Genomic DNA, 24,435 nt, shown 5'->3' with positions numbered 1-24,435 from the left:
TCCGGATAGCGTCGATTCACAGTGAACTCGAAGTAACCCCGGGGTGAACCTTCGGTGCACCCCCAGCCCAGCCGGTGCCTTGGCGACATGGTTTTCAACAGCAAGCACAAACCGGTGGTGGAACTGTTCGGGCTTCCCGAGCCGCCAACAGCGGGCCGCGGACGGCTGGTGCATGCCGCCATCGAGCTGTTCTACAGCCATGGGTTTCAGGCTGTGGGCGTCGATCAAATCTTCACCGCCGCGGGCGTGACCAAGACCACGTTCTACAAGCATTTCGAGAGCAAGGACGACCTGGTTGTCGCCGCGATTCAGCAGCGAGACGAGTGGGAGATGCAGGCCTGGACCAGCGCGGTGCGGGCGGCGGCTGGCGATGATCCAAAGGAGCAACTCGTCGCGTTCTTCGACGTGCTCGATGTGTGGTTCAACGCGCCCGAGTTTCGTGGTTGTCAGTTCATCAACGCGGCCGCTGAGTTTCCCAACCCCAACGATCCGGTGCACGCGGTGGCGGCAGAACACAAGCGAAAGAACCGCGATTTCTTTCGCGACCTTGCCGCGGCGGCTGGCGCCGAAGATCCAGAGAGTTTTGCAGACAGGTACACCGCCCTGGTCGAGGGGACGCTCGTGCTGCGGCAAGTGCACGGTCGCGACGACGCCGCGACGGTGATCAAGCCTGCGGTCGAGTCGCTGGTGAGTGAGGCCTTGCCGTGAAGCGATCCGCACCCGTCGACCTTTAAGATTCATGTACTCCCTTTCCTTTGGCTTCGGCGTCGACCAGATCGTGCGCGGACAGGTGAAGTTGCCAGCAGGGCGGTTCGGTCTGTTGACCAACGACGCTGTCACCACGGCCGCCGATTCGCACACGTCGAGCCGCGAGGCGTTGCTGCAATCCGGGGTACGCTTGACGCGGCTCTTTTCGCCCGAGCATGGCATCGCCGCCGCTGCAGCGGACGGCGCAAGCGTGCCCGACGGCGTTGACCCGATGACGAACCTGGAGGTCGTGAGCCTCTACGGCGAGCGGATGCGGCCCGAACGGGCGATGCTGGACGATCTCGACGGGGTGCTGATCGACCTGCCCGACGTCGGCGCTCGGTTCTATACGTTCATCTGGAGCATGTCGCACATGCTCGAAGCATGCGGCGATGCGGGCACACCGGTGTGGGTGTTGGATCGACCCAACCCGATCGGCGGCGACCTGGCCATGTCCGAAGGACCGCTACTCGACGTGGAATCCTGCGCCAGCTACCTGGGCCGCTACGCGATGCCCATTCGGCATTCGCTCACCCTCGGTGAGTTGGCGCGACTGTGGAACTTCGAACAGCAATTGAACGTCGACCTGCACGTCGTGCCGGCTGCCGGGTGGAACCGCGCTGATCATCAACCAGCGACCGGCGCACCGTTTGTGTCGACTTCGCCATCGATGCGGTGCTATTCCAGCGCACTATTCTATCCCGGAGTGTGCTTATTCGAGGCGACGAACATAAGCGTGGGTCGCGGCACGGAGCATCCTTTCCAGCAATTCGGCGCGCCGTGGATCGACGCGGCGGAGCTTTGCAACGAGTTTGCATCGCTAGGGCTAGCGGGCGTCGAGTGCGAGCCCGTTCAATTCACACCCACGATGCCGCCCCATGAGCAGCAGGACTGCCACGGGATTCGCTTTAATCCCGTCGACCCCGATCGCGTGCGGCCGGTGGCGCTGGGGCTGATGCTTCTGGCGTGTGCGATCAAACACTCGCATGGCGAGTTCCGGTGGGCGCGTTATCCAACCGCGGCCAACCCAGCCGGCGACCGCCACTTCGAGTTGCTGGTCGGCCGCACCGATGTGGCGGAGTTGCTGGAAGGTGGTCCACAGAACATTGCGAGCGCGGTTCAATCACTAACCGCCGCGCCCGATTGGCGGCAGCGCGCGCTTCCGCATCTTGTGTACCCTGAAACCGCTTGAGAGGCCGTCAGTTATCGAAGTAACGCTTCTGGATCCGCGATTCCATCTGGGTGACGTACTCTTCAAGCGTCTTGGCGTCGACCTTGGTATCGCTCTCCGGATCGGCCGCGCCCATCAGCGCGTACACCACCGTGGGCCGCTCGCCCTCCCACCAGCCGGCGCGAACGTAGGTTACCGGATCGGTGCCGAGTGAGCCCCCTTTAAAGTAGTGGCTCGTGCCCGACTTATCTTTGCTCAGCAGTAGAACGTTTCGCAGTCGCTCGATCGTTTTCGGCTCGAGGCCTTCGACCTCTCGCCGAGCGAGCGCCGCATGCACGGCCGCCAGCGACTGGGCGGTCGCTGTGTTGTCGCCGGTGGCATTGCGATCGGCCAACATGTAACGGTTCACCGTGTGCCCGGCAAATTGCTCGTTTCGCTTGCGAATCCGCGCGGTTGCCTTTTCGGGACCGCCCAGCAGCGCGATCACGACATTCGCCGCCCCGTTGTAGACTTTGTTGGGCCCATCGCCGACGCGGATCATCTGCTTGCCGAGCGCTGCGACGCTGATATCGGTGAGCGCCTTGCGAGACTGTCGCCGCTCCTGCCGGTCGTAATGCACAAATGCTGGATGCTCCGCGTTGGAGAAGATGCTCACCACGCTCTCGGGCGGTGCGTCGAGCGACTTTTCGTGCATGGCAAACAACTCGATCAACAGCGCGGCTTTGATCGAACTGGCGGTCGGCATCTTCGCGTCGGCATCGCGCTTCAGCAGCGCAGTTCCGTCCGGTCGCCCCACCCACACGCCGAGCCGTACACCAGGGGGAATGTCGTCGATGAGCTCGTCGCTGCTCGGTTTGTCGGCTACTGCCGGGCGCATCGACAGTAGTGCCAATGCGAGCAGGCAGAGCGAGAAGCGTGGAAGGGGCGTGCCGGTTACGCTCATGCCGCATTCACTGCTGCTACCCAGGCGTGGGCCATCATCGCGGCGCCGGCGGCCGAGGGGTGTACCCCGTCGCCGGCCCAGTGGGCGGGAGGAGCCAGTTTCACCGCTTCGTCGAACATCGTCTGGTACGGCACCCACACGTCGCCGTGCTCGTCGGCGATTTCCTTCGCGGCCGCGCGGAAGCCGTCGAACGACGGGAACCACTTATCGGTGACCGCACCGGTCTTCAGAACAAACGGCTCGCAGATCACGATCTTCACCTCGGGCAGTGCCTGTTTGGTGCGCTTCAATAGAGCGTGGTAGTCGTCGCGGTAGGTATCGACGGTGCCGTCGTATTGGCCGTTCAGGTGATGCCAGATGTCGTTTACGCCGATCAGGATGCTCAGCACGTCGGGCTTCAGGTCGAGACAGTCGGCCTGCCAACGCTCGGCCAGTTGGTGCACCTTGTTGCCGCTGATGCCGCGGTTGTGAATCTTGAGTTCCGCTTCGGGCTCGGCGGCCAGCAGGTGCGCAGCTGCCAGGAAGGCGTAGCCGCCCCCGAGCGCGTCCTGGTTGTTGGCCGGCAGATCGCCGTTCTTATTACGCCCGGCGTCGGTGATGCTGTCGCCTTGGAAGAGAATCGTACCGCCGGGCTGGATCAGCGAGGCACTTTCGGAGCGAGGCTTTTCCTCCGCACCGACAACACCGCTGGCCGCAAGTCCAGCCGCAACCGCACCGCCTTGGAAGAAAGTCCGACGATCAAGGGGTAGGCTCATGGGGAGGGCTCCGAAAAGGGAATAGGTGTTTCAGGGTCTCCATCTTAACACATGGCGAATGACGTAATACCCAAATCCCTAAACACCCAAATACCCAATGACGAAGCACCCAAAGTTGAAGCTTCCCGTTCCTTGGGTAATTGGGTACTTGGGTGTTTCGTCATTCCTCCGAATGGCCATAAATCGCCGAGAAAACGCAACATCCACGGTCTGCTAGAAAAGTCGAAAAAGCCGCATGAAGTGGTCTTGCCCCGATTGGAGGTTCTCGGCACAATACCGCCCGCTTGACTTTCCGGCCGAGCGAGCACGTGGCTCGGCTGGCAATACTTCGCCTTGGTCAAGGAAGACCCGTTTTTTCAGCAAGGAGTGCTGACGTGAAGACTTTCGCATTGGCCGTCGCGGCCGCTCTGTTGATTGGTGTTGCTAGCCCGCAAGCCCAAGCCCAACACCCCGAGGCCGCCAACGCCTCGACATTCGGAATTGCCGTTGTGGACATCAGCTTCGTGTTCAAGAACCACGATCAGTTCAAGGCTCGGATGGAGCAAATGAAGAACGAGATGAAGGGCATCGAGGATGGCCTGAAGGCGAAGCGAGACGGAATCGCCCGGATGGAAGAGGCTCGCAACAACCTCAAGCCTGGTACCCCCGACTACAAGCTGAAGGACGACGAACTGGCACAGGCCAAGGCAGGATTCAATCTGGAGATGAATCGTCTGCAAAAGGACCTGATGGAGAAGGAAAGCAAGATCTACTACAGCACCTATCGCCAGATCAGCGACACGATCGCCAACTACGCGAAGCAGCGTAGGATCGGCTTGGTGCTGCGATTCAGTGGCGACTTGCCGGATCCCAGCAATCCGAAGGACATCCTGAAGGACATCAATCGTCCCGTGGTGTTCGAAAACAATGTCGACATCACTCGCGACATCGTGACTTTGGTGAACAGTGGTCAGATTCCTCGCTCGAACGCCACTGCGAATCCCAACTTGCCGGGTCGACCTGGCGGAGCTTTGCCTCCTAAGTAAGCAACGTGCTAATGCCCTGACCAACCCGGCCGCCCATTTCTCCCCCCCATGGGCGGCTGGGTACGGGGCTTGCCTGCTGCACTAAGTTGCTTGACTGATAGCTTGTCCGCCTCGGACATTGACCCCGCTTGGGAGCCCACCTCCGATGATCCCCTTGCGCCATCAGCGCACTGTTGCCCGTGCCGCCGCCGTGGAAGGCTTCGGCTACTGGAGCGGCGAAGACTGCCGGGTAGAGTTCCGGCCCGCCCCCGCTGGCAGCGGAGTGACCTTTATTCTGGATACACCCGACGATCGACCACCGGTACGCATGCCAGTGGGCCTCGACTGTCGCGAAGACCGCCCCCGCCGCACCGTGCTCAAGACCGGCGAACGCCGCGTCGAGATGATCGAGCACGTGATGGCCGCTTTGGCTGGTCTGGAAATCGACAACTGCGACGTTTGGGTCACCGCCGAGGAAATTCCCGGTTGCGATGGCTCGGCTGCAGCGTTTGTCGAAGCCTTGGACATGGCCGGCGTGGTCGTGCAATCCACACCCACTCGCCCGCTGGTCGTTACGCAGACCGTGCGAGTCGGCAACGAACATAAATGGGTGGAAGCTCAGCCCACCAATCGCAACGGGCTGTCAATCGAATTCCACCTCGACTATGGACCGGGCAACGCGATCGGGCGGCAGTCGTTCGCCGCGGAGATCTCGCCCGAGCAGTTCCGATTCGAACTGGCCCCGGCCCGGACCTTCGTGCTTCGCGAAGAAGCCGACGCCTTGGTGGCCATGGGCAAAGGTACCCGCGTCACCCCGCAGGACCTGTTGATCTTCGACGCCGATGGGCCCGTGGAGAATCCACTTCGCTTCGCCGACGAATGCGTCCGCCACAAGGTGCTCGACGCAGTGGGCGACTTCGCCCTGGCCGGCCGACCGATTGTGGGGCACTTCGTCTGCTACCGCAGCGGCCACCAACTTAACGCGTCGCTTGTCGAAGCCTTGCTGCAGCAAGAGCAGCAATCGCAAAGAAAAACCGCCTAACAACCAACGCCTAACCCTTATCCCCCCGCAGTATCATGGCCACAACCATTGCCAACACCGCCTGGATCGATCCGCGAGCCGAAATCGGCGAAGAGGTTGAAGTGGGGCCGTTCACCACCATTGGGCCGCACGTGAAGATCGGTGCGGGCACGAAGATCATGAACAGCGTGACGCTGATGGGACACGTGACCATCGGCCGCGACAACACGATCTATCCCCATGCCGTGTTGGGTGGCGAGCCGCAGGACATCAGCTACGCCGGCACCGATACCCAGGTGATCGTGGGCGACGGCAACGTCATTCGTGAAGGCGTGACAATCAACCGCGCCAGCGAGAAAGAAGACGGCATCACTCGCATTGGCGACAACAACTTCCTGATGGCCAACACCCATGTGGCGCACGACTGCAAGCTCGGCAGCCACATCATCATTGCCAACGGTTCGATGCTCGGCGGCCACGTTCACGTGGACGATCACGCATCGATCTCTGGCGGTGTGGCCGTTCATCACTACACCACGATCGGCAGCTTCAGCTTCATTGGCGGCCTGAGCCGCGTGCTGCACGACGTTCCCCCTTACATGCTGTGCGAAGGTTCGCCCGCGCGACCTCGTTGCATCAACATCGTGGCGCTGAAGCGTAACAACTTCGAGCCTCACGTGATCGACGCCTTGGCCGAGACGCACCGCCTGATGTACCGCTCGAAGATCGGCCTCGACGCCGCTCGCGAAGTGCTCCGCGGTAACGACCGATTGTTGCCCCAGGTGAACCACCTGCTGTCGTTCATCGAAGGCCAGCAGGAAGGACGCCACGGCCGCGGCCGCGAAGCCCGCCGCGCAGCATAGGGAGAAACACCCAATGTCCAATTGACGATGACCAACGTCGACTCGCTTGGTCATTGGTCATTCGAAATTGGTCATTCACCTCCGTTTCGTTTCGTCCACCAAGAAGATTGCTCTACCTATCATGCTTCCGCTACGCACGGCCGTTATCGGCACAGGTCACTTGGGTCGCATCCACGCACGTCTAGCCGCCGAGGCGCCGCACATCGATCTGGTGGCGATCGTCGACGTCAACCAAGAGGCCCGCGAGCGGGTGGCCGAAGAAACCGGCTGCCGCGCGGTAGCCGACTACCGCGAGGTGCTCTGCGAGATCGAAGCTGCCATCGTCGCCACACCCACCGTGTACCATCACCAGGTGGTGAAGGACCTGCTGAGCGCTGGCGTGCATGTGCTAGTCGAAAAGCCGATCACCACCACCGTGGAAGAAGCCGATGAACTGGTCGACCTGGCCAAGCAGAAAGGCCTGAAGCTACAGGTTGGGCACGTCGAGCGATTCAATCCGGGATTGGAGTGCGTAGCTGCCGACCTGACCGACATTCGCTACATCCAGGGCATTCGCGCCAGCGGCTTCACGTTCCGCTCCACCGACATCGGCGTGGTGATGGACCTGATGATTCACGACATCGACGTGGTGCTGTCGCTGGTCAAGAGCCGCGTGGTGCACGTCGACGCGTTTGGCGTCGCCGTGATGGGCGACAACGAAGACATCGCCCAGGCGCAGCTTCGCTTCGCCAGCGGCGCCGTGGCCCAACTCACCGCGTCGCGTGTGAACTATCAGGGCGCGCGGAGCATGCAGGTGTTCAGCGCCACAGGCTTTACAGACATCGACTTCGCCGGCCGCGGCGCCACGACCGTGCGACCGACGGAGGATTTGCTCACCCGGCAGTTCGACCTCGCGTCGCTCACCACCGAGCAAGTGGACCACTACCGCGAACACTTGTTCGAGGAACTGTTGGTCAAAGAGCAGCACGAGCCGCCGCAAACTAATGCGATTGCCGAGGAACACCGCGACTTCGCCGAAGCGATTCGCACCGGCCGCGAGGTCCGCGTGACCGGCTCCGCAGGGCGCAACGCTCTGGCGGTGGCCGAGCAGGTGCTCGAGTCTATCGACAAGCACCAATGGGACGGTTCGCCACTGGGCCGCCGTGGTGCACAGCTCACCCCCACCGTGCCGCTCCGCAAAGCTGGCTAGCGAAATCTCCGAAACGAAGGGTGCCTGGGGACGAGCTCTGCGAGCCCACAGCAATTGCGCTAGTTCGAGTATCGGCGTCGGATCAGCAATCCCAAAGCGCCAGCGAGCAGCAATCCCACGCTGGTTGGCTCCGGGATGGCGACCGCCAAAGCGGACATCGATGAGATGGCACTGGCCATCGTTGCATCGAAATCGTCCATACTGGGCATGGTCTCGCCGAATTGCGACTTCCAGTCAGCCATCGTCACGCCCTCGGCGTCGCCGAGCGTCAGCGCGTCTAGGTCGCTGCCCTGGTGATTGCGCATCATGACGTAGTCGGCGATGTTCACACGCCCATCGTCATTCAGGTCGGCCCACGGGCGGGTGCGGGCCAGGGCGCGGATGTTGTATTCTTCGTACGGACCAAAGTCGGTGGTCGTATAACTGGTGCCCTTCAGGTACATCCAGTTGCCTTGCTGCAACGCATACAGGTCGACCGCCAGATTGTCCTCGGCAAACCCGGTGAAGTGATACAGATCGCCGTACGGACGCAGCGTAGGCACCAGGGTGCCGCGCAAGCCATCGAGGTTGAACTTCGAGTCGACGTCCAGCGCCAGAGTGATGGCAGGGCCGCCGGAGACGATCGTGCCCCAGATTTCCGGGTTGTAGAAAGAAGCCCGGGGAGGGGGAGCGGGGTAAATAGTCAGTTGAGTCGCCATAAAACCATAGCTGCCGCGGGCACGCCATAGGATGTCGCGTTCCAGGTCGTCGCCGCTCTGTTGAACGTAGCTGTGACGCGGCAACAAATGGTAGCGTGGAAGTAGATCAAGGACATCGGGCGCTTCTTCAGCAACTGCCGAAGATGAAAGGCCAATTAGGACGAGGGCCACAAGGAGATTGCGTGCCATGGTAATAAACCCTTAGTGTCGAGCAATTGCCCCTGCTCGCTCCCGGCAGGTTACCGCGCAAGGGGTGACATGGCAAGCTTTTCCCCCTAGCGGGGGAAGCAGGACGAGTATGCTGCTCGCCGACTCCAATTTCGCTTCAAATCGCAAGCGGCAAGCCTACGCAAGATCGCGATCCTCGAACAGCAACAGCGCCAGTAGCATGGCCGCGGTGCAGTACAGCAAACAGTAGAGCCCTGCCATCAGCAGGTACGTATACGGCACCGGCATACCGGCGGAGATGGCCGGTTGGATGTTGAAGTGGTTCAGCACCGGTAGCACCACACTCAGCAGCTTGCCGGTGAACGCAATGAACGGGATGTCGCCTGCGCTACTGCGGACGATTTGCGGCAACAGATTGCCGATCACGTAGATCGATCCCACGATAATCAGGTTCGGCAGCATGGAGAGCCGGGTGCTTATGGCCACCGAAACAGCAGCCAATACCGCCGCCTGCATGTAGGCCAGCACCAGGCCGGGAATGGCCGACACCATGGTGGAGTAGCACAACTGCCAGTCGGGCGTCGGTTGGCTCGACTCGCGGGCGTCGTACACCACCTTGTAGCTGATTGTGATCAGCAGGATCGCGCCCAGGATGACGAACATCACCAGCAGCGGCCACAAGATGCCCAGGAATTTGCCGAGCACGAACTGCCGACGGCTGACCGGTTTGCTGAGCATGGTGAGGGCCGTCTTGCCTTCGATTTCGTCGCTCACGCTGGTGCTGGAGGTCCACAGGGCGAACAGGATGCCCAGCACCATGATGGTCGTCAAACCCGAGTCGGTCAGCATCTTCACGTCCTCGCCAAAGGTGTGGTAAGGAATGAAGATGTAGAGCACGAGCGCCACCGCACCGATGCCGGTCAGCACCAAAAACAGCGGCTGCGAGATAGCCTCCTTGGCGGTGCCCACCGCCACGGTCGCCACGCCTGGAAAGATCACCTCCAGCAGGAAGTACAGCAGCACAACGCCCACGATCGACAAGGTGATCACCGGCAGGTGGTGCACCTCGGGCATTTCGACGTCGGTCTCGTAGTCGAACGTCAAGCTAATGGGCACTTCGTTCGGATTGGTTGCGTACAGCGTAGTGATGCGATCCTGAAAGATGCGAGGATACTTCTTCGCGGGGTCCCATTCGTAATCTTCACCGCCGGTGAGTGTGAAATCGACCGCAGCGAATCCTCGTCCCGCTTCGGTCGATAGCCGCAAATCGCCATCGGTCGCCAGGATGTAACCCATGAGTTCATCGGCCCGAATGTCGACCTCCAGAGGCTGGTCGACCGCGTTCGCTTCGATGGTGAAGGTTTCTTGGTGGGGACCGGTCGTTGGTTTTCGCTGGAGCGAGGCCCACACGTCGTCTAGCGGCATCGAGGCCGTGGCCAATAGCGTGAGCAGCACGAAGGCGGCCGCCACCGCGGCAATCGGCGTCAACAGTCCATCGCCCGCCGCTTGCCGCACCGCCTGAGCACCGGCCGGCCAGGCGACGACCATCAATCCGTACAGGATCGCCAAGATCACCACCGCCGCGGTGACGCCCAGCGACAGAATCCACAGCGGAGTAACCCACAGTTGAACGTTGGCCAGAGGAAGCATCGCAGCGTGTAGCATGGCGGGGGAGAGGAGTAAGTGAGTGAAAGTGAGCCAACGGCGCTAGCCGCGGGTGAAATCAGAGGCAACTGGGGCTTGGGTGCATATGGCAGCAGCAGGCAGCGTGCCGACCACCTACTACCTTCTTCAATACCTTATCTCAAAACCATCGAATTGTCCGGTGGCCGGTCGGGTGTCGCGGGTCACGTCTTGGATGTTCTGGCCCTTCTCCTGGGAGATCGATCGCTCCAGCAGGTCGAGTTCGGCCGGGGTGCCTTCGGCGACCAGCTTCACTCGACCGTCGGGCAGATTCGCTACGTACCCGGTGACCGCCAGGCCGCTGGCAATATTTCGGGCGGTGGCCCGGAAAAAAACGCCCTGGACGTGGCCCGAATAGTGCAGCTCTCGCAGCTCGTTTTTCGACGAATCGGCCATGATAGCAGTGTACTTGTCGCCGGTGTCTGGCTCCAGGGGATCGCCAGATTACCGCACATTGGCCAGTTCGCCTTGACTCGGGTGGCAAAAATCCGCTACACGCTCCGGATATGAACGCCCGCACCCTCGTTACGTCCGCCTTGTTGCTCGCTTCCGCCCTCGCCAGTCACGCGGCCGAGGTGGTGGTGCTCCGCAATGGCAACGTGCTGGAGGGCGAGGTCGATCGCCTGCAGGACGTGGTCCGCGTGGCCACCGAGAACAGCCAGCACTACTTGCCGTTGCGGGACGTGGAACGCATCACCGCAACTCTCCTGGATGCATACGCAGCCAAACGGATCGAGGTTCGCGAGGGTTCGGTGTCCGACCATCTGGCGCTCGCCAAGTGGTGCATGCGGCAAGAAATCTGGCCCCAAGCGGCCGCCGAAATCGAGGACGCTCGTAAGATCGATCCCAAAAACGGAGCCGTCGAATACGTGCAGCGGCAGTACGAGGTGATGTCTCGCGCAGCCATGCGTACCCAGCAGGCCGCCGCGCCGGCCCCACCCACGGCCGACGACTCGCACCAGCGGGCGGCCGAACTGGCCGAGATGGAAAAGCTGGCCACGTCACTTCCGCCCGGCACGTTGGAAGACTTCGCCCGCCACGTGCAACCGATACTCGTGAACGGCTGCGCCACCGGCGGATGCCACTCGATGGACGACAACCGCGAGCTGCGACTCAACCGCGACCTGCTTCGCGGCACCGCGAATCGCGAGAGCACGCTACGCAACTTGCAAGCAGTGTGGAACTCCATCGATCAGCAAACTCCGCAGTACAGCCCGCTGTTGCTGCAGCCCGCCGTGCCACACGGTGGCCTACCGCGTCCCGTGTTCGACGGCCATCGCGAGAAGGTTCGCGAGAGACTGGCAGAGTGGGTGATGAAAGCCACCGGCAAAGACCAGGTCGCCCCACCAACCCAACCGCCCACCGTCGAACTGGCCGCCCATCAGCAAACCGTTGCTCCCCCAACAGCCCAAATGCCGCCCACGCAGCCCGGGCAACCAAGACACTTCTGGGAAGACCCGGCTGCCATGCAGTCGCCAGACACACCTGAAGCGACTCCAGCGACCAAGGCAACCGAAACACCCGTCGCCAAGCCTGCCATTCGCTACGGCGCCGAACCCAAACGGTACGAACCCCGCGACGAGTTCGACCCCGAGGTGTTCAATCGCCAGCATCAGACACCGGCTGACAAATAGCTCGCGTTTCTCGTGAAGCGATACGCCGCGACCACCGCGAGCCCTCCTAAGGCCAGCACCACACTCATCGGCTCCGGCACCGCCACGGCATTGGAGACGAATACGCCATAGGTGCCGTCGGTGAAGCGGGCAGAGAAAGCCACTTGGCCGCGGTCGTTGATGGGCGTGCCGTAGGCGGGGCCGTGGTTGCTGCTGGTCTCGGAGAGGAAATTCAAACCGGAAATGGTACGCAGGTCGGCTGGTTCGCCTGGGGCGCTCACGTCCAACTGGTCGCCCTCGCGCGCGATCAGATGCAACTGCCCATAGCGATCTTGGGCCCAGATGCCGCGGTCGGCCGTGCTGCTCGCGTTCCGCAGACTCGCTGTGAAAGCAACTTGTCCGGCGTTGTTCACCGTGGGATAGAAGGTGCCAAGGTGTCTGAAGGTGAGATCCCCTTGAGTGCCTGGTGCAGGATCGCCCTCGCGGACAACGAGCGACAGTCCGCGCACCTTGTGATCGAGGAACAGTCCCGTGTTCTCCAATCCCAAAACCTCGGGGCCTTCAAGCGACGCCGAAAAGAGCGTCTCGCCGCGGTCGTTAAGATACACGTTCGGCGCAAGTGCAACGAAGGAGACGTTGTCGCCCGTTCCAGGTGCTGGGTCACCAGAAAGTGCAATTGCGCTAAGGCCATTTTCAGTTGAGCGAAAAACCCCATACCCCAATCCAGGATTTAGGCTGGCGGAGAAAGCGACGTCGCCCAGGCTATTGATTGCCGGGCGATTGAATGCGGCGATGGATGCCTGAACGCCCGGGACCGCATCACCTTGCTCAGCAACCACCCGGTTTCCGATGTCCGCCGATAGTCTAACGATCGCTGTGTGCTGGTTGAACCCGGTGCCATGGTCAGCAGGAGGAACGAGCATCGCCAGGTTCGCCGCATCGCCGTTAACATTGATGTTCGGATATCCCATTTGCGTGGCAGTGACTTGAAGCGTGGTGGGGGCAGTTTCCCGAGGTGCAATCGTGATCGTTGTGTCGACCGTCACCATATTGTCCAGAAGATTCAGATTGCCTGTAGGTGTCTCCTGCAGCACACGCTCCATATTCCCCAACTGGGGCAACAGGACGGGGGTGGTCACACGACCATCGGCACCCAATGCGGGAGTTTGGCCGCTATAGACAATGATAGTCGTATCGCCGATAGGATCGGGCAGCGGTGCTGTTTGTCCTTGGTGCAGGATCAGCCGGAGTGGCTCATCTGCTTGTTTGCTGAACAATGCCTGATTGTACGTTGGAGTGGTGAGTCCTGTCAGGCTGGACATGAAGGCAATGTCGCCGTCATCATTGAAGCCAAGGTAGTAGAATCCGGAGAACGACACGCCAGTGTCGAATCCAGGAGCCTGTTGTCCAACGCCTGCAACCAATTCCGGCACGCCGAGTGTCGACTCGACATAGAGGCCCTGCTGAGAAGTCGAATCGAGCACAAGTGCGGCCGCCGCAGTGGAATCATCGGCGACGATTCGACGCGGTCCCGGCGGAGATTCGAATTCAAACGCAGTCAGGCCCTGCTCGTTGATCAAGGGTGCGGAAAAGACGCGCGCGTCCGTCAATGCCACCACGCGCAGCGGCTCGAGTCCTCGGGCGCTGCCACTGGCGAGGGCCAGAAGCAACGAGATGAGAAACAGATTCCTGTGCAACAGGTGCATATCAATCGCCCCGGAGGAAGGCAAAGAGTTAGAACCGCCCCATCGACGAAGCAGACAAACCTCAGGAGAGACGCAGCGTTAACTGCGAAGTTGGGGAGGTTTGGGCGAGGGGCTGCGTTCGTTAGCGGAGTCTCGTGAAAACCACGGAAGAGATGCTCTAGGGGTAACACCTGCTGGATCGGGTGTCAACCATTGCAGCCTGGATTAGCGTGTTTCCACCTATTGCGGAGTTCGGGGCGCACTTTCAGCCGGCGGGCGACTGGCCCTATGCATTCCCGTTTCGAAGAGATCGTCGTTGCCGCGTTACTCGACTGCTTCGGGCGCAATGGGCTCGCCGTACATTGGTTGGCTGTCGTACACCGAGGGCTCGGTGATGACTTCACCGCCCATGTAGCCGCCGGAGAGCACGGAGCCGGCGCGGCCGTGGCCGCTGGCGGTGCACCCTGCGCATTGGCAGTCGGCAACGGGCGGATCGTAGTCGTGGCAGTTCTGGCAACTGCGGCACCCAGTGCCAAAGCCCGCGGCACCGAAGCCCAACACGATAGCAAGCACGAAACGTTTCATCCGACTAACCCTGCGCAGGAAAAGATTGGCAGCTTTGTCGGAGGTATCGGCTGTACGGGTTGCGAAACTTTGAACGAATCTCTAGCCCGCTAGCACTTGTTGGATGCGAGGGTCTGCTAGCGTGTCGGCGATGAACTTCGCGCCGGTGAAGTCGTGATCGGCGCTGTGAGGGCTGGGCACCGCGATCGTGTATGCCCCGGCGGCGATGCCGGCCTTGCAGCCGTTGTGACTGTCTTCGAGCACCAACGTCTCGGCCGGCGCGAGGCCCAGCTTGGCGGCCGCTTTCTCGTAAATCTCGGGGTGCGGCTTGCCATGCGTAATGTCATTGGCCGTCATCAAGAACTCGAAGTGCTCGTGCAGGTCGACTCGCTTCAATAGTTCCTCTGCATAGTCCCGCGCGCCGCTGGTGGCGATTGCCTTCCGCTTCCCGTGATGGTCGACCGCCGAGAGCAGATCGTGCAAGCCGGCCATAGTGGTCAGTTTGTCTTCGACCAGTTCCCAGAATGTTGCTTCCGATTCGGCCGCCAGGTCTTCGAGCGAATCGCTGAGCGAATGCCACTCGATGGCGACACTCAAGGCCGCATGAGCCGGCTGCCCCATCATCGCGCCCCGCAGGTCGTCGTCGAACGTCTTGCCTCGCCGGCGCATCAACTCGGTGCCAACCAAGTGGTAAACGTCTTCGGTGTTGACCATCAAGCCGTCGAGGTCAAACACCACGGCGCGAATCGGACTGTCGGGAGCAGGGATCATAGGCGTCGGTTACTCGTTATTTTGGATTTCGTAAACTACGTACGTCTTGTTGTCGTAAGCGATTGGCAAGCTCAACGGTGCTCCGTGGCGAGTCAGGACGTAGTCAACCTGGTACTTGTCGGCCAGCTCCATGATTCGCGGAGTGCCCAATTGCCCCAGGCTGCCGACCCACGGCTGATCGGGGTCGCCATCGGGCTTGAATACATCGTACAGCCGACGCCGCCACTCGATGAGCCCCGTTGCGTTTTGCGGGATGTCCTTATATGTGACCACCTCCGCCCGCTCGCCGTGCCATTTGAAGGAAGTGTTGCCTCGCGGAGTGAGGAACAACGCATCGGTGGGCGTTTCGTCCTTCACCCATTGGCAGATGTCGAGCCAGTCGGCTACGTCGCGGCGGCGGGCGTCCGACACGGCCACCGGCTTCGCGGCGTAATCCCGCATCGCAATACCCAGCGGCACGCCGGCCACCAGCAGCATGATGGTGAGCATTGCCGGCGCCCAGCGATCGCGTGCGGCCATCAAGTCCGCCAGCAAGCGGATCCACAGCAACGCCGCAGCCATCGGCACCGCCACATCGACCAGGCGGAACCAATAGTAACGCAGTAGCGAAGCGGCTGCGGTCGGATGATTCCACAGCACCAGTTCAACCAGTGCGCCGATGATCGCCAAGACAATCGCACCGGCGGCGTAGAACGCGATGCGGCAAGCGGGGTCGTCGCGCAGCTTCACATCTTCGTTCTCCCGCAGCATGCGGATCCGCAAGGCCAGCAGCGCGGCGAACAACGACGCCACCGTGGCATGTCGCAGCGCGCGTTCGGCGATCCACTCGGCTTTCTTGTGCAGCGGTGCAAGGTGATGCGCCAGTCGCTCGAAGACGTAGACCTGGGCCGCTTCGGCGCGGACTTCGGGCGGCTCGCCTGCCGAGGTCAACAGGGCCGGGATGATACCGGCCAGCGAGATCACGCCGCCGATCACCAGCCCGGGCAGCATGCCGACGAAGGATTGCTCGCGTCGCCACCCGCCGAGCCACAGTGCCAGCAGGATCAATACCGACCAGCCACCCACCAGAGCGTGCCACGCGCTGGCGATCCCCAGATGCACCCAGGCCCAGTTCCAGTTACCCAGAATCCACGCCCTCAGAGCCAGGAACACGAACGCGTAGGCGATGGGCTTCGACTCGAACCCGCCGACGAGCCACTCGCCGGCGAAATTGCCCTCGGCGATGCCGACAATGACCAGCGCAGCCGCCAACGTGGCAAACAGCGGCCTTGGCACCACCGTCCATGACAACCGTTGCCATGCCCAGGCCACCAGCACCCAGGTCACCAACCGCCCCAGCCAGGCGACCGCCTCGAGGCTGAAAAATCGGGTCAGTGGGGCAAAAACCAACACGAACGTGTAGTGGGCATCGGGCGACTCGAGGAACAAGTCGCCAGGGCAGTAGCTAGGGTCGACCGCGTGGCGGAGCCGGCACAAGTAATGGGGCTCGTTCACCCCCGGCGGCGGCGCAGGGCAACTGAGGTAGAACACGGCCACAATGAGCGCAATCTCTGCCCAGGTCCACCACAATGGGGGGGTGCGGGTTTCTGCTTCTCTCGGCGGGATGTCAGTAATTTCAGTCAATTGACTTTATTTTTGCCTTTTCTGGTGTCAAAAGACGCTCTTAAGGTGATTAGTAAGTAGAGAGGTTTCCTATCCTGTCTTGATTTAGGAGGCCGATAAGACTAAACGACCGTTGCACAATTCCTCATCGGAACCTAACACGCGTGAGCTAGTCTTTATTAGTGAGGCGGGAAGAACAACTGGGGACCTGCTGGCGTAAGGATAGCAGGAACCATTGACGAAGTTTGGAGGTGCCGGACGGCTAGCCGCCCGCTCCTTCAATCACAACAGAGAAGAGTAGAATCCGAAAGGTGCGATCGTGGCTAATCAAGAACCCAAAGAACCCTTTGGCTATCAAAAACCGGCTCTGGACGACCATGAATTGGCCACCAAGCTCGAGCGGGTGGATGAGCTTGTCAGCCTGATGCTCGACGACGAGTTGGACGATCCAAAGGTCACCGAGCTGGAAGGTCTGTTGATGGAAAGTCAGCAGGCTCGTTCCCAGTACGTGGGGATGATCCAGTTGCACACCGACCTGATGGAGTACTACAACCCTCAATCGACTCTGGGCGCTGCATCGCCAATCCTGGCACAGCTTACTCAGTCGGTCGACGCCACGGCCCAACCTAGCGAGACTCCTGCGGACAAGAGTTAAGTCTCGCCATCACATCTCGGCAATCTGGCGGAAGTCGTCTTTCAGCGATTGGTACAAATTGCGATAGATGGGTAATCCGCGGTCGTAGAGCTTTCTCGCCGCCGCTTTCGGTTTGCACTCATCGGTAGTGCGCACCGTGGCTTTGGTTGCCTCGACGATGTTCTTGTATTCGCCTGCGCCCACGGCTGCCAATAGCGCGACGCCCATCGCTGGGCCTTCGTCGCTGGCCATGGCGCTCACTCGCTTGCCGAACATGTCGGCCTGCAACTGCCTCCAGAAGGCGCTCTTCGCGCCACCGCCAGTGGTGCGAATCTGTTTGGTTGCCACGCCCAGCGACTCGACAATCTCCAGGCAGTCGCGCAGCGAGTAGGTCACCCCTTCCAGCACCGCACGAATCATGTGCGCTCGCGTGTGGGCGACCGTGAGGCCGACGAACGCGCCCCGCGCCAGCGGGTCGGCGTGCGGAGTGCGCTCCCCTGATAGGTACGGCAAAAAGAACAGCCCCTCGGCCCCCGGCGGCGTGGCCTGGGCTTCGGCGGTGAGTTCTTCGAACAGATTGAGCTTCTGACGCTTGGCGCGCGCAGCGTCGTCTTTGCACAGTTCGTCGGCGAACCAGCCAAACGAGCCGGCCGCCGATAGCGTGACGCCCATCATGTGCCACTTGCCGCGGACCGCGTGGCAGAATGTGTGCAGGCGGCCATCCGGGTCGACTTGCGGCTCGTCGCTGTGCACGAACACCACGCCCGAGGTGCCGAGCGAAGTGCTGACGACCCCGCTGCGGACAATGCCATTTCCAATGGCGCCGGCCGCGCAGTCGCCCGCTCCGCCCACCACTACGCAGTCGGTCGACAATCCCAGTTGCTTGGCAGCCTCCGGCGTGAGCGTGCCGGTGACGTCCTCCGATTCGTACATCGTGGCGAACAAATCCGCGTCGAGATCGAGTTTCGAGAGCAGCGGCTTCGACCAACGCCGGCGCTTCACGTCCACCAGCAGCATGCCGCTGGCGTCACTGACCTCGGTGGCGTACTCGCCGGTCAGGCGGCGGCGCACATCGTCTTTGGGCAGCAGCACTTTGGCGACGCGGTCGAAGTTCTTTGGCTCATTATTTCGCAGCCACAGGATCTTCGGTGCGGTGAAACCCGTGAGTGCCGGATTGGCGACCATCTGCACCAGTTTCTTCCGTCCACCGGCCAGCCGCTCGATTTCTTCGCACTCGGCGAACGTGCGTTGGTCGTTCCACAGCAGGGCAGGGCGGATCACCTTGTCGTTCTTGTCGAGAAACACCGAGCCATGCATCTGCCCCGAGAGGCCAATCGCCTTCACGTCGCCCGGTTTGAGTTTGGCGGTTTTCACCACTTTGCGGATGGTCGCGACGGTCGCCTTCCACCAGTCTTCCGGGTCTTGTTCGCTCCACAATGGCTTGGGGTGGTGGCACGGATAGGACTGGTTGGCCTGCGCCAGCACCTCGCCCGCCGGATTCACGGCAATGGTCTTCGTGCCGGAAGTGCCAATATCAACGCCCAGAAATGCGGTCATCTGCTGTGGTCCTCGGATTGTGCGACAAGATCGGTTTTACTGCCTGTTTTTCGCGGTGCGGAGCCCCTCAAGCTCGCGCTGGTGCGATGCCGGCATTCTTGCCAGGGTAGGCAGGAAAGGTTATTTTCGTAGATTCGCCGCACCACGCTACCCACCCCCATTACCAGCCCCTTTCGCCGCATGACCAGCAAGGCGCCCGACAACCAGCGGATCGTCATTACCGGCGTCGGGCTTACCGCGCCGAATGGCAATACGCTGGCCGAGTACCGCGACGCGCTTCTCAGCGGCCGTAGCGGAGTTCAGCAGTACGACATCCGCTATGTGGGCGAGACGCTGGCCGGAGTGTGCGACTTCGACGAGCTGAAGTACCAGAAACGCCGCAATGTCCGCCGCGGCACCCGCGCCGGCAGCATCGGAATCTACTGCGCCAACGAGGCGATTGCCGACTCGGGCATCGACTGGGAAAACACCGACCGCGAGCGCGTTGGTGTGTATGTCGGTGTGACCGAGCACGGTAACGTCGAGACCGAGAACGAAATCTACGAGATCAAGCAGTACGACTACGACACCAGCGTGTGGACCCACCACCACAACCCACGCACGGTGGCCAACAACCCGGCCGGCGAGATCACGCTGAACATGGGCATCACCGGCCCCCACTACACGGTGGGCGCGGCGTGTGCCGCGGGGAATGCAGGGCTGATTCAGGCCGCGCAGCAACTGCTCCTGGGCGAGTGCGACGTCGCCATCGGCGGCGGCGTGAGCGAGAGCATCCGCACTTTCGGCATCTTCGCGGGCTTCGCCAGCCAGGGCGCGCTGGCCACGCACGAAGATCCCACCAAGGCCTCGCGCCCCTTCGATCGCGACCGCAACGGCATCGTGGTCAGCGAGGGCGGTTGTCTGTTCATCGTTGAACGCTACTCCGACGCGGCCGCACGCGGCGCTAAGATCTACGGCGAACTGGTCGGCTACGCCATGAACAGCGACGCCAGCGACTTCGTGCTGCCCAACCCCAAGCAGCAAGCCCGCTGCATGCGGATGGCGCTCAATCGCGCTGGGATGAATGCAGGCGACATCGGCATCGTCAGCACGCACGCCACGGCCACCTCGAGCGGCGACATTCAGGAATGCACCGCGGTGCGCGATGTGTTTAATGGCGATGGCGACACGTTGATCAACAACACCAAGAGCTTTATCGGCCACGCGATGGGCGCCGCCGGCTCGCTGGAACTGGCCGGCAACCTGCCAGCGTTTGACGATGGCGTTTGTCATCCTACGATAAACGTGGACAACCTCGATCCCGAGTGCGAACTGGCCGGCCTGGTGCTCGGCGAACCCCGCGAAACGAAGGGTGTGAGTACGATACTGAGTAACTCCTTCGGCATGCTGGGGATCAACTCGGCTGTCGTGATTAAGAAAATGTGAGCCGTAGGATGGGTCGAGGAGCGATAGCGACGCTGACCCATCGATTGGAAAAGAAACAAACATGATGGGTCCGCGCGAGCTTAGACTCGCTTGACCCATCCTACGAGAACCGACGCCAACCCAAGACCTACTATGACCAAAGAAGAAATCCGCGAAGAAGTACTCGACATCCTGGCCGACATCGCTCCGGACGAGGACCTTTCGAATCTCGACGACTCGCAGAGCTTCCGCGAGCAGATGGAACTCGACTCGATGGACTTCCTCGACATCGTGATGGAACTCCGCAAGCGCCACCGCGTGCAGGTGCCCGAGGACGACTACGTGAACCTCGCCAGCATGAACAGCACCGTCGAGTACCTCGAACCGCTGATGAAAGACATTCAGAAGGTATGAATGACCTAATGCAGAATGACCAATGACCAAGTTCGTCATTGGTCATTTGTCATTCGAAGTTGGTCATTCCTGCTATGTACGACACTCTCATTATCGGCGCGGGCATGAGTGGGCTGGCGGCCGGTATTCGGCTAGCTCACTTTGGGCAGCGGGTGGCGATTCTCGAACGCCACTACACAATCGGCGGGCTCAACTCGTTCTACCGCTTGCGCGGCCGCAACTACGACGTTGGGCTGCACGCGCTGACGAACATCACGCCCAGAGGGGCCAAGCGAGGGCCACTCGCGCGGCTGCTGCGACAGTTGCGTTTCTCGTGGGACGATTTTGAGATCTCGCCGCAGAACGGTTCGCAGATCGTTTTCCCCGATGCAAAGCTGTCGTTCTCCAACGAGTTCGAACTGCTGCGCAGCGAAGTCGCCCGCCAGTTTCCCAGCCAGGCCGACGCGTTCGACAAGATGGTCAGCCAGATCGTCGACTACGACGACCTGACCGACGAGCACCAGCAGCTGTCGGCCCGCGAGGTCGTGTCGTCCTACATCAGCGAGCCGCTACTGGTGGAGATGCTGTTCTGCCCACTGATGTTCTACGGCTCGGCCCGGGAGCACGACATGGACTGGGGGCAGTTCTGCATCATGTTCCGCAGCATATTCCTCGAAGGTCTCGGTCGACCGTTCGCCGGTGTGCGGTTGATCTTGAAGCTTTTGGTCAAACGCTTCCGATCGCTCGGCGGCGAGCTCAAGTTGCGTTCGGGAGTCAAACGAATAGCCACTGACGGCAGTCATGTGGTTGCAGTCGAGCTCGAAGGCGGCGAGACGATCGAAGCCCGCCGTGTGCTCAGTTCGGCAGGTTGGTGCGAGACGATGCGACTGTGCGACGACGGCGACCCGGTCACTTCGCGCGCCAGCGGCCAACTCAGCTTCTGCGAAGCAATCGCCACGCTCGACGTGCCACCCTCGGCGTTCGACTACCACCAGACGATCACGTTCTTCAACGACTCGCCCGAGTTTCACTGGACCAAGCCAACCGGCGAGATCTGCGACGTGCGGAGCGGCGTAATCTGCTCGCCCGACAACTTTGGCTACGATCGGCCGCTCGGCGAAGAAGGCACGATGCGGGTTACGGTGCTGGCCGATCAGCAGCGGTGGATGGGGCTCGACGAATCGGACTATCGTTTGGCCAAGCACCGCTGGTGGGACCGCATCATCGAGTCCGCGGTCCGCTTCGTGCCCGACTTCCGCTCCCGCGTGATCGACACCGACATGTTCACACCCGGCACTATCGTTCGTTACACGGGCCACGACAACGGAGCGGTATACGGTGCACCCGACAAACAACTCGACGGCACGACGCATCTCGACAATCTGTTTGTCTGCGGCACCGATCAGGGTTTCGTCGGCATCATTGGCGCGATCATCAGCGGCATCTCTATGGCGAACATGCATTGTTTGCGGGATTGAGGATTCAAGGGCGGGGTGCAGGGGGAATGATGAGCGACCATCGAAGCAAGTCTTACCTACTCGCCACCACCGTGTTGGTAGCCATGGTCGCTTGCCCAATGTCCAATGGGCTGGGCCAACAAGGGCAGCACACGATGGCTCCGCCGCCTTGGCAGGTCTATAGCGAGTGGCCTTTCGCTGCGAGAATAGCGTCCCAGCGGCAGACGCAAACTGCCAAGGCAATCGGTGAATCGGTATCCCGAAGGAATACGATCGGCATGAAGCTCCGACTCATGCCCGCTGGTGAGTTTGTGATGGGTGCGGCCGATGACGATCCTCAAGCTCAGCGCGACGAAAAGCCTGCACATCGCGTGCGGATCACTCGGCCGTTCTACCTTGGGCTGCACGAGGTAACGCGCGGGCAGTTTCGCCAGTTCGTCGACGCGACCAATTATGTTACCGACGCCGAGAAAGATGACCGCGGTGGCTGGGGATACACCGGCAACGACGCGCGGCCCTTCCAACGCTCGCCCGAGTTCACCTGGCGGCACGTGGGCTTCGAGCAGAACGACGATCATCCAGTGGTGAATGTCAGTTGGAACGACGCGGTTGCGTTCTGCCAATGGTTGAGCGAATTGGAGGACGTCAAGTACCGGCTCCCAACTGAAGCCGAGTGGGAATACGCTTGCCGGGCCGGTGCCGATAGCTCGTGGCATCATGGCGAGAACGCGGGCGATGTTGCCAAGTTCGGCAATGTTTCTGACGAAGCGTCGAACGCAAAATTCGCAGCGTGGTTGGAGACCAATAAAACGGATCGCCTGAAAATGACCAGCGACTCGCCCGACGATGGATATGTCTTCACCTCGCCGGTTGGTAGCTACCAACCGAACGCCTTCGGGCTGTTCGACATGCAGGGCAACGTGTGGGAATGGTGCGACGATTGGGACCAGGCCGACTATTATGCGGAGTCGCCGCTGGACGATCCCACGGGTTCCCCCAATGGCAAAGCCAAAATCCGCCGCGGCGGAAGCTGGTTACACTCGCCCACGTTCAGCCGCTCGGCTCGCCGCCGCCGCTACGCACCCGATGCACGCAACAGCCCGATCGGATTTCGCGTGGCGATGACGCTGACACTCAATGAAGAGTGAACGTAATTGCATTGCCAAGATTCTCTCTTCCACGGCGAATACACGATTGCTCTACCGCAACTGTGTTAGAATGAGCCGTGTATGGAAGAAGATACCGTCCCACCAACGCGCCGCCCCCGTTTCTCGCTCCTCACGCTGGTGCTCGTTACCACCATCGTGGCGCTGGCGGTTGCCGTCTTCCTGCAATATCAAGAACTCGGCCCGTTGCGCGAGGAGAATCGCCGTCTTCGATACGAAGTAGGAGAATTAGATGTCGAAGACGCATCCCAGGTTCACGTGGTTTCCGTCAAGAAGGCAGGAGGATACCACTGGCAGTGGCGAATTCACCTGCCCAAGGGACACGATTGGTGGATTCATCTCTCAAGGCACGCCCCCAAGCAGGGACTACCAGAGAAAGCCAGCAGCTTGGCTCGACTGGGGACGGGCGGGGAGGTGACACTAATCGCAGAGGTTCTGCCCGCCGAGAATGGAGTGAGATACCTCTACCTTCGTAGCGATGGTATCAACAGTCCGTTTCTAGAGGTCGAGGATACGGATTGGCTCAACGGTCGCACGATGATCGGCACCTCGATCACGGGCGAGGAGAAGCAGATTGCGAGCGATGTCGACGAACCGTTGGCATTGCTCCGGTTGGAATCGGACAAACGCGGAAAGCCCAGCGACTACGACGAAGGATTGCTAATTTGGCTATCAAACTCCCGTTGATCAATGGTTAAAGAGACAATTGCAACGCGCCGCCCCCGTTTCTCGCTCCTCACGTTGGTGCTAGTGACCACCATCGTGGCTCTGGCGGTTTCTGTGGCGATGCTCTACCGCGAGGTGCGACCCTTGCGTGCCGAAGTCCAGCGATTGCGGGCCGAAGTGGGGGAACTTCACGTCGGCGACAAGGCCAAGATCCATGCCATTCACGTTCCCTCCGGCAGCAAGTTGGAGTGGAAGTGGCGGATTTGGATTCCCGAGGGTGTGACCTACTGCTTGCGAAGCTCGGGCGGAAACATTCCCCTCGCAGAGTTTCCAGAGTACGGCGGTACCATGTACTTGCGCGAGCCGGGCGAGCACGTCATCCGCTACGTCATCGAGCGCGATCCGAAACGCGGCGGTTGGTCGGGCAAGCTGGTTCACGACTCTGGCAGCGTCGGTAGTCGCTCTCAGCCGTGGGTCGAATGGAGTAGTTGGTCGGCTTCTGGCGAAGGTGTGGGCGACGCGACCGAGGTGTTCGAACCCGACAGCCGAGTCTTAATCGCCCGCCGCCGCTACACGAATGAAGACGATCCGCCCAATGACCCAAAGGGTCCGCTACCCGGATTCATGATCTGGCTGGAGCCCCGATGAGCGATCAAATCGAACAACCACGACGCGGTGCGC

General features: G+C 61.2%; 24 protein-coding genes. 14 read left to right on the top strand and 10 right to left on the bottom strand.

From position 1 onward, the window contains the following. The first annotated feature begins 54 nt into the window (after positions 1-54). Positions 55-708, top strand: coding sequence for a TetR/AcrR family transcriptional regulator (locus ACQK2L_RS25360; RefSeq protein ID WP_425399842.1), 654 nt, complete (start codon positions 55-57; stop codon positions 706-708). A 31-nt stretch (positions 709-739) separates the two neighbouring features. Then, the gene (locus ACQK2L_RS25355) at positions 740-1,939 is read left to right on the top strand and encodes an exo-beta-N-acetylmuramidase NamZ family protein (RefSeq protein ID WP_425399841.1); all 1,200 of its coding nucleotides are present in this window, start codon (positions 740-742) and stop codon (positions 1,937-1,939) included. Positions 1,940-1,946: 7 nt separating this feature from the next. On the opposite strand, the gene ACQK2L_RS25350 is transcribed toward ACQK2L_RS25355, so the two are convergent. Continuing rightward, positions 1,947-2,861: a serine hydrolase gene (locus ACQK2L_RS25350; RefSeq protein WP_425399840.1), complete on the bottom strand. Its 915-nt coding sequence runs from the start codon at positions 2,859-2,861 to the stop codon at positions 1,947-1,949. After that, positions 2,858-3,616, bottom strand: coding sequence for an SGNH/GDSL hydrolase family protein (locus tag ACQK2L_RS25345; RefSeq protein ID WP_425399839.1), 759 nt, complete (start codon positions 3,614-3,616; stop codon positions 2,858-2,860). Before ACQK2L_RS25345 ends, ACQK2L_RS25350 begins: the two co-directional genes overlap by 4 nt. A 374-nt stretch (positions 3,617-3,990) precedes the next feature. Here ACQK2L_RS25345 and ACQK2L_RS25340 point away from each other — a divergent pair, with 374 nt between their 5' ends. The 4 genes from ACQK2L_RS25340 (at position 3,991) to ACQK2L_RS25325 (ending at position 7,693) form a co-directional block, all read left to right on the top strand. Continuing rightward, entirely contained in the window at positions 3,991-4,641 is a 651-nt protein-coding gene (locus tag ACQK2L_RS25340) for an OmpH family outer membrane protein (RefSeq protein ID WP_425399838.1), read from the top strand. 145 nt (positions 4,642-4,786) lie between these two features. Continuing rightward, complete coding sequence (gene lpxC, locus ACQK2L_RS25335) at positions 4,787-5,662, top strand: UDP-3-O-acyl-N-acetylglucosamine deacetylase (protein WP_425399837.1); 876 nt, start codon at positions 4,787-4,789, stop codon at positions 5,660-5,662. Between the two features lie 35 nt (positions 5,663-5,697). After that, positions 5,698-6,504, top strand: a complete 807-nt coding sequence (gene lpxA, locus ACQK2L_RS25330; protein ID WP_425399836.1) for an acyl-ACP--UDP-N-acetylglucosamine O-acyltransferase — start codon at positions 5,698-5,700, stop codon at positions 6,502-6,504. 121 nt (positions 6,505-6,625) lie between these two features. Then, positions 6,626-7,693, top strand: a complete 1,068-nt coding sequence (locus tag ACQK2L_RS25325; protein ID WP_425399835.1) for a Gfo/Idh/MocA family protein — start codon at positions 6,626-6,628, stop codon at positions 7,691-7,693. 59 nt (positions 7,694-7,752) lie between these two features. Here ACQK2L_RS25325 and ACQK2L_RS25320 read toward each other — a convergent pair whose 3' ends face one another. The 3 genes from ACQK2L_RS25320 to ACQK2L_RS25310 all read right to left on the bottom strand — a co-directional run bounded on the left by ACQK2L_RS25320 (position 7,753) and on the right by ACQK2L_RS25310 (position 10,638). Continuing rightward, positions 7,753-8,580: a PEP-CTERM sorting domain-containing protein gene (locus ACQK2L_RS25320; protein WP_425399834.1), complete on the bottom strand. Its 828-nt coding sequence runs from the start codon at positions 8,578-8,580 to the stop codon at positions 7,753-7,755. A 156-nt stretch (positions 8,581-8,736) separates the two neighbouring features. Further along, positions 8,737-10,224, bottom strand: a complete 1,488-nt coding sequence (locus ACQK2L_RS25315) for an ABC transporter permease (RefSeq protein WP_425399833.1) — start codon at positions 10,222-10,224, stop codon at positions 8,737-8,739. A 126-nt stretch (positions 10,225-10,350) separates the two neighbouring features. Beyond that, positions 10,351-10,638, bottom strand: coding sequence for an acylphosphatase (locus ACQK2L_RS25310; protein WP_425399832.1), 288 nt, complete (start codon positions 10,636-10,638; stop codon positions 10,351-10,353). A gap of 110 nt (positions 10,639-10,748) precedes the next feature. Between ACQK2L_RS25310 and ACQK2L_RS25305 the strand changes: the two genes are divergently transcribed. Beyond that, positions 10,749-11,876 carry a hypothetical protein gene (locus ACQK2L_RS25305; protein ID WP_425399831.1) on the top strand — a complete coding sequence of 376 codons (1,128 nt, stop codon included), beginning with the start codon at positions 10,749-10,751 and terminating at the stop codon, positions 11,874-11,876. Here ACQK2L_RS25305 and ACQK2L_RS25300 read toward each other — a convergent pair. The 4 genes from ACQK2L_RS25300 to ACQK2L_RS25285 form a co-directional block, all read right to left on the bottom strand. Next, a complete protein-coding gene (locus tag ACQK2L_RS25300) occupies positions 11,855-13,561 on the bottom strand; it encodes a DUF7453 family protein (protein ID WP_425399830.1) in 1,707 nt (568 codons plus the stop codon). The genes ACQK2L_RS25305 and ACQK2L_RS25300 overlap by 22 nt on opposite strands. A 303-nt stretch (positions 13,562-13,864) precedes the next feature. Further along, positions 13,865-14,125, bottom strand: a complete 261-nt coding sequence (locus tag ACQK2L_RS25295; RefSeq protein ID WP_425399829.1) for a hypothetical protein — start codon at positions 14,123-14,125, stop codon at positions 13,865-13,867. An 81-nt stretch (positions 14,126-14,206) separates the two neighbouring features. Beyond that, positions 14,207-14,875: an HAD family hydrolase gene (locus ACQK2L_RS25290; protein ID WP_425399828.1), complete on the bottom strand. Its 669-nt coding sequence runs from the start codon at positions 14,873-14,875 to the stop codon at positions 14,207-14,209. A gap of 9 nt (positions 14,876-14,884) precedes the next feature. Then, positions 14,885-16,498, bottom strand: a complete 1,614-nt coding sequence (locus ACQK2L_RS25285; protein ID WP_425399827.1) for a DUF6798 domain-containing protein — start codon at positions 16,496-16,498, stop codon at positions 14,885-14,887. 298 nt (positions 16,499-16,796) lie between these two features. On the opposite strand from ACQK2L_RS25285, the gene ACQK2L_RS25280 reads away from it, so the two are divergent. Next, positions 16,797-17,132: a hypothetical protein gene (locus tag ACQK2L_RS25280; protein WP_425399826.1), complete on the top strand. Its 336-nt coding sequence runs from the start codon at positions 16,797-16,799 to the stop codon at positions 17,130-17,132. A gap of 9 nt (positions 17,133-17,141) precedes the next feature. Here ACQK2L_RS25280 and xylB read toward each other — a convergent pair whose 3' ends face one another. Then, positions 17,142-18,668, bottom strand: coding sequence for a xylulokinase (gene xylB, locus ACQK2L_RS25275; RefSeq protein ID WP_425399825.1), 1,527 nt, complete (start codon positions 18,666-18,668; stop codon positions 17,142-17,144). A gap of 180 nt (positions 18,669-18,848) precedes the next feature. On the opposite strand from xylB, the gene ACQK2L_RS25270 reads away from it, so the two are divergent. The 6 genes from ACQK2L_RS25270 (at position 18,849) to ACQK2L_RS25245 (ending at position 24,402) form a co-directional block, all read left to right on the top strand. Continuing rightward, positions 18,849-20,093: a beta-ketoacyl-[acyl-carrier-protein] synthase family protein gene (locus ACQK2L_RS25270; protein WP_425399824.1), complete on the top strand. Its 1,245-nt coding sequence runs from the start codon at positions 18,849-18,851 to the stop codon at positions 20,091-20,093. A 132-nt stretch (positions 20,094-20,225) separates the two neighbouring features. Continuing rightward, positions 20,226-20,486, top strand: a complete 261-nt coding sequence (locus ACQK2L_RS25265) for an acyl carrier protein (protein ID WP_252852598.1) — start codon at positions 20,226-20,228, stop codon at positions 20,484-20,486. A gap of 74 nt (positions 20,487-20,560) precedes the next feature. Further along, entirely contained in the window at positions 20,561-21,943 is a 1,383-nt protein-coding gene (locus ACQK2L_RS25260) for a phytoene desaturase family protein (RefSeq protein ID WP_425399823.1), read from the top strand. Positions 21,944-22,200: 257 nt separating this feature from the next. Next, positions 22,201-23,070: a formylglycine-generating enzyme family protein gene (locus ACQK2L_RS25255; protein ID WP_425399822.1), complete on the top strand. Its 870-nt coding sequence runs from the start codon at positions 22,201-22,203 to the stop codon at positions 23,068-23,070. Positions 23,071-23,151: 81 nt separating this feature from the next. Beyond that, positions 23,152-23,775 (top strand): hypothetical protein, encoded by a 624-nt coding sequence (locus tag ACQK2L_RS25250; protein WP_425399821.1) that lies wholly within the window; start codon positions 23,152-23,154, stop codon positions 23,773-23,775. A 3-nt stretch (positions 23,776-23,778) separates the two neighbouring features. After that, complete coding sequence (locus ACQK2L_RS25245; protein WP_425399820.1) at positions 23,779-24,402, top strand: hypothetical protein; 624 nt, start codon at positions 23,779-23,781, stop codon at positions 24,400-24,402. Positions 24,403-24,435 lie beyond the last annotated feature (33 nt).

This window comes from Aeoliella sp. (assembly GCF_965227375.1).
GTDB lineage: Bacteria > Planctomycetota > Planctomycetia > Pirellulales > Lacipirellulaceae > Aeoliella.
This window is presented reverse-complemented; position numbering and strand designations above follow the sequence as displayed.

Excerpts from the sequence above, each read along its gene's own strand:
- ACQK2L_RS25355 (WP_425399841.1), top strand. The coding sequence starts at position 740 with ATGTACTCCCTTTCCTTTGGCTTCGGCGTCGACCAGATCGTGCGCGGA.
- ACQK2L_RS25350 (WP_425399840.1), bottom strand. The coding sequence starts at position 2,861 with ATGAGCGTAACCGGCACGCCCCTTCCACGCTTCTCGCTCTGCCTGCTC.
- ACQK2L_RS25345 (WP_425399839.1), bottom strand. The coding sequence starts at position 3,616 with ATGAGCCTACCCCTTGATCGTCGGACTTTCTTCCAAGGCGGTGCGGTT.
- lpxC (WP_425399837.1), top strand. The coding sequence starts at position 4,787 with ATGATCCCCTTGCGCCATCAGCGCACTGTTGCCCGTGCCGCCGCCGTG.
- lpxA (WP_425399836.1), top strand. The coding sequence starts at position 5,698 with ATGGCCACAACCATTGCCAACACCGCCTGGATCGATCCGCGAGCCGAA.
- ACQK2L_RS25325 (WP_425399835.1), top strand. The coding sequence starts at position 6,626 with ATGCTTCCGCTACGCACGGCCGTTATCGGCACAGGTCACTTGGGTCGC.
- ACQK2L_RS25320 (WP_425399834.1), bottom strand. The coding sequence starts at position 8,580 with ATGGCACGCAATCTCCTTGTGGCCCTCGTCCTAATTGGCCTTTCATCT.
- ACQK2L_RS25315 (WP_425399833.1), bottom strand. The coding sequence starts at position 10,224 with ATGCTACACGCTGCGATGCTTCCTCTGGCCAACGTTCAACTGTGGGTT.
- ACQK2L_RS25310 (WP_425399832.1), bottom strand. The coding sequence starts at position 10,638 with ATGGCCGATTCGTCGAAAAACGAGCTGCGAGAGCTGCACTATTCGGGC.
- ACQK2L_RS25305 (WP_425399831.1), top strand. The coding sequence starts at position 10,749 with ATGAACGCCCGCACCCTCGTTACGTCCGCCTTGTTGCTCGCTTCCGCC.
- ACQK2L_RS25300 (WP_425399830.1), bottom strand. The coding sequence starts at position 13,561 with ATGCACCTGTTGCACAGGAATCTGTTTCTCATCTCGTTGCTTCTGGCC.
- ACQK2L_RS25295 (WP_425399829.1), bottom strand. The coding sequence starts at position 14,125 with ATGAAACGTTTCGTGCTTGCTATCGTGTTGGGCTTCGGTGCCGCGGGC.
- ACQK2L_RS25290 (WP_425399828.1), bottom strand. The coding sequence starts at position 14,875 with ATGATCCCTGCTCCCGACAGTCCGATTCGCGCCGTGGTGTTTGACCTC.
- xylB (WP_425399825.1), bottom strand. The coding sequence starts at position 18,668 with ATGACCGCATTTCTGGGCGTTGATATTGGCACTTCCGGCACGAAGACC.
- ACQK2L_RS25270 (WP_425399824.1), top strand. The coding sequence starts at position 18,849 with ATGACCAGCAAGGCGCCCGACAACCAGCGGATCGTCATTACCGGCGTC.
- ACQK2L_RS25265 (WP_252852598.1), top strand. The coding sequence starts at position 20,226 with ATGACCAAAGAAGAAATCCGCGAAGAAGTACTCGACATCCTGGCCGAC.
- ACQK2L_RS25260 (WP_425399823.1), top strand. The coding sequence starts at position 20,561 with ATGTACGACACTCTCATTATCGGCGCGGGCATGAGTGGGCTGGCGGCC.
- ACQK2L_RS25255 (WP_425399822.1), top strand. The coding sequence starts at position 22,201 with ATGAAGCTCCGACTCATGCCCGCTGGTGAGTTTGTGATGGGTGCGGCC.
- ACQK2L_RS25250 (WP_425399821.1), top strand. The coding sequence starts at position 23,152 with ATGGAAGAAGATACCGTCCCACCAACGCGCCGCCCCCGTTTCTCGCTC.
- ACQK2L_RS25245 (WP_425399820.1), top strand. The coding sequence starts at position 23,779 with ATGGTTAAAGAGACAATTGCAACGCGCCGCCCCCGTTTCTCGCTCCTC.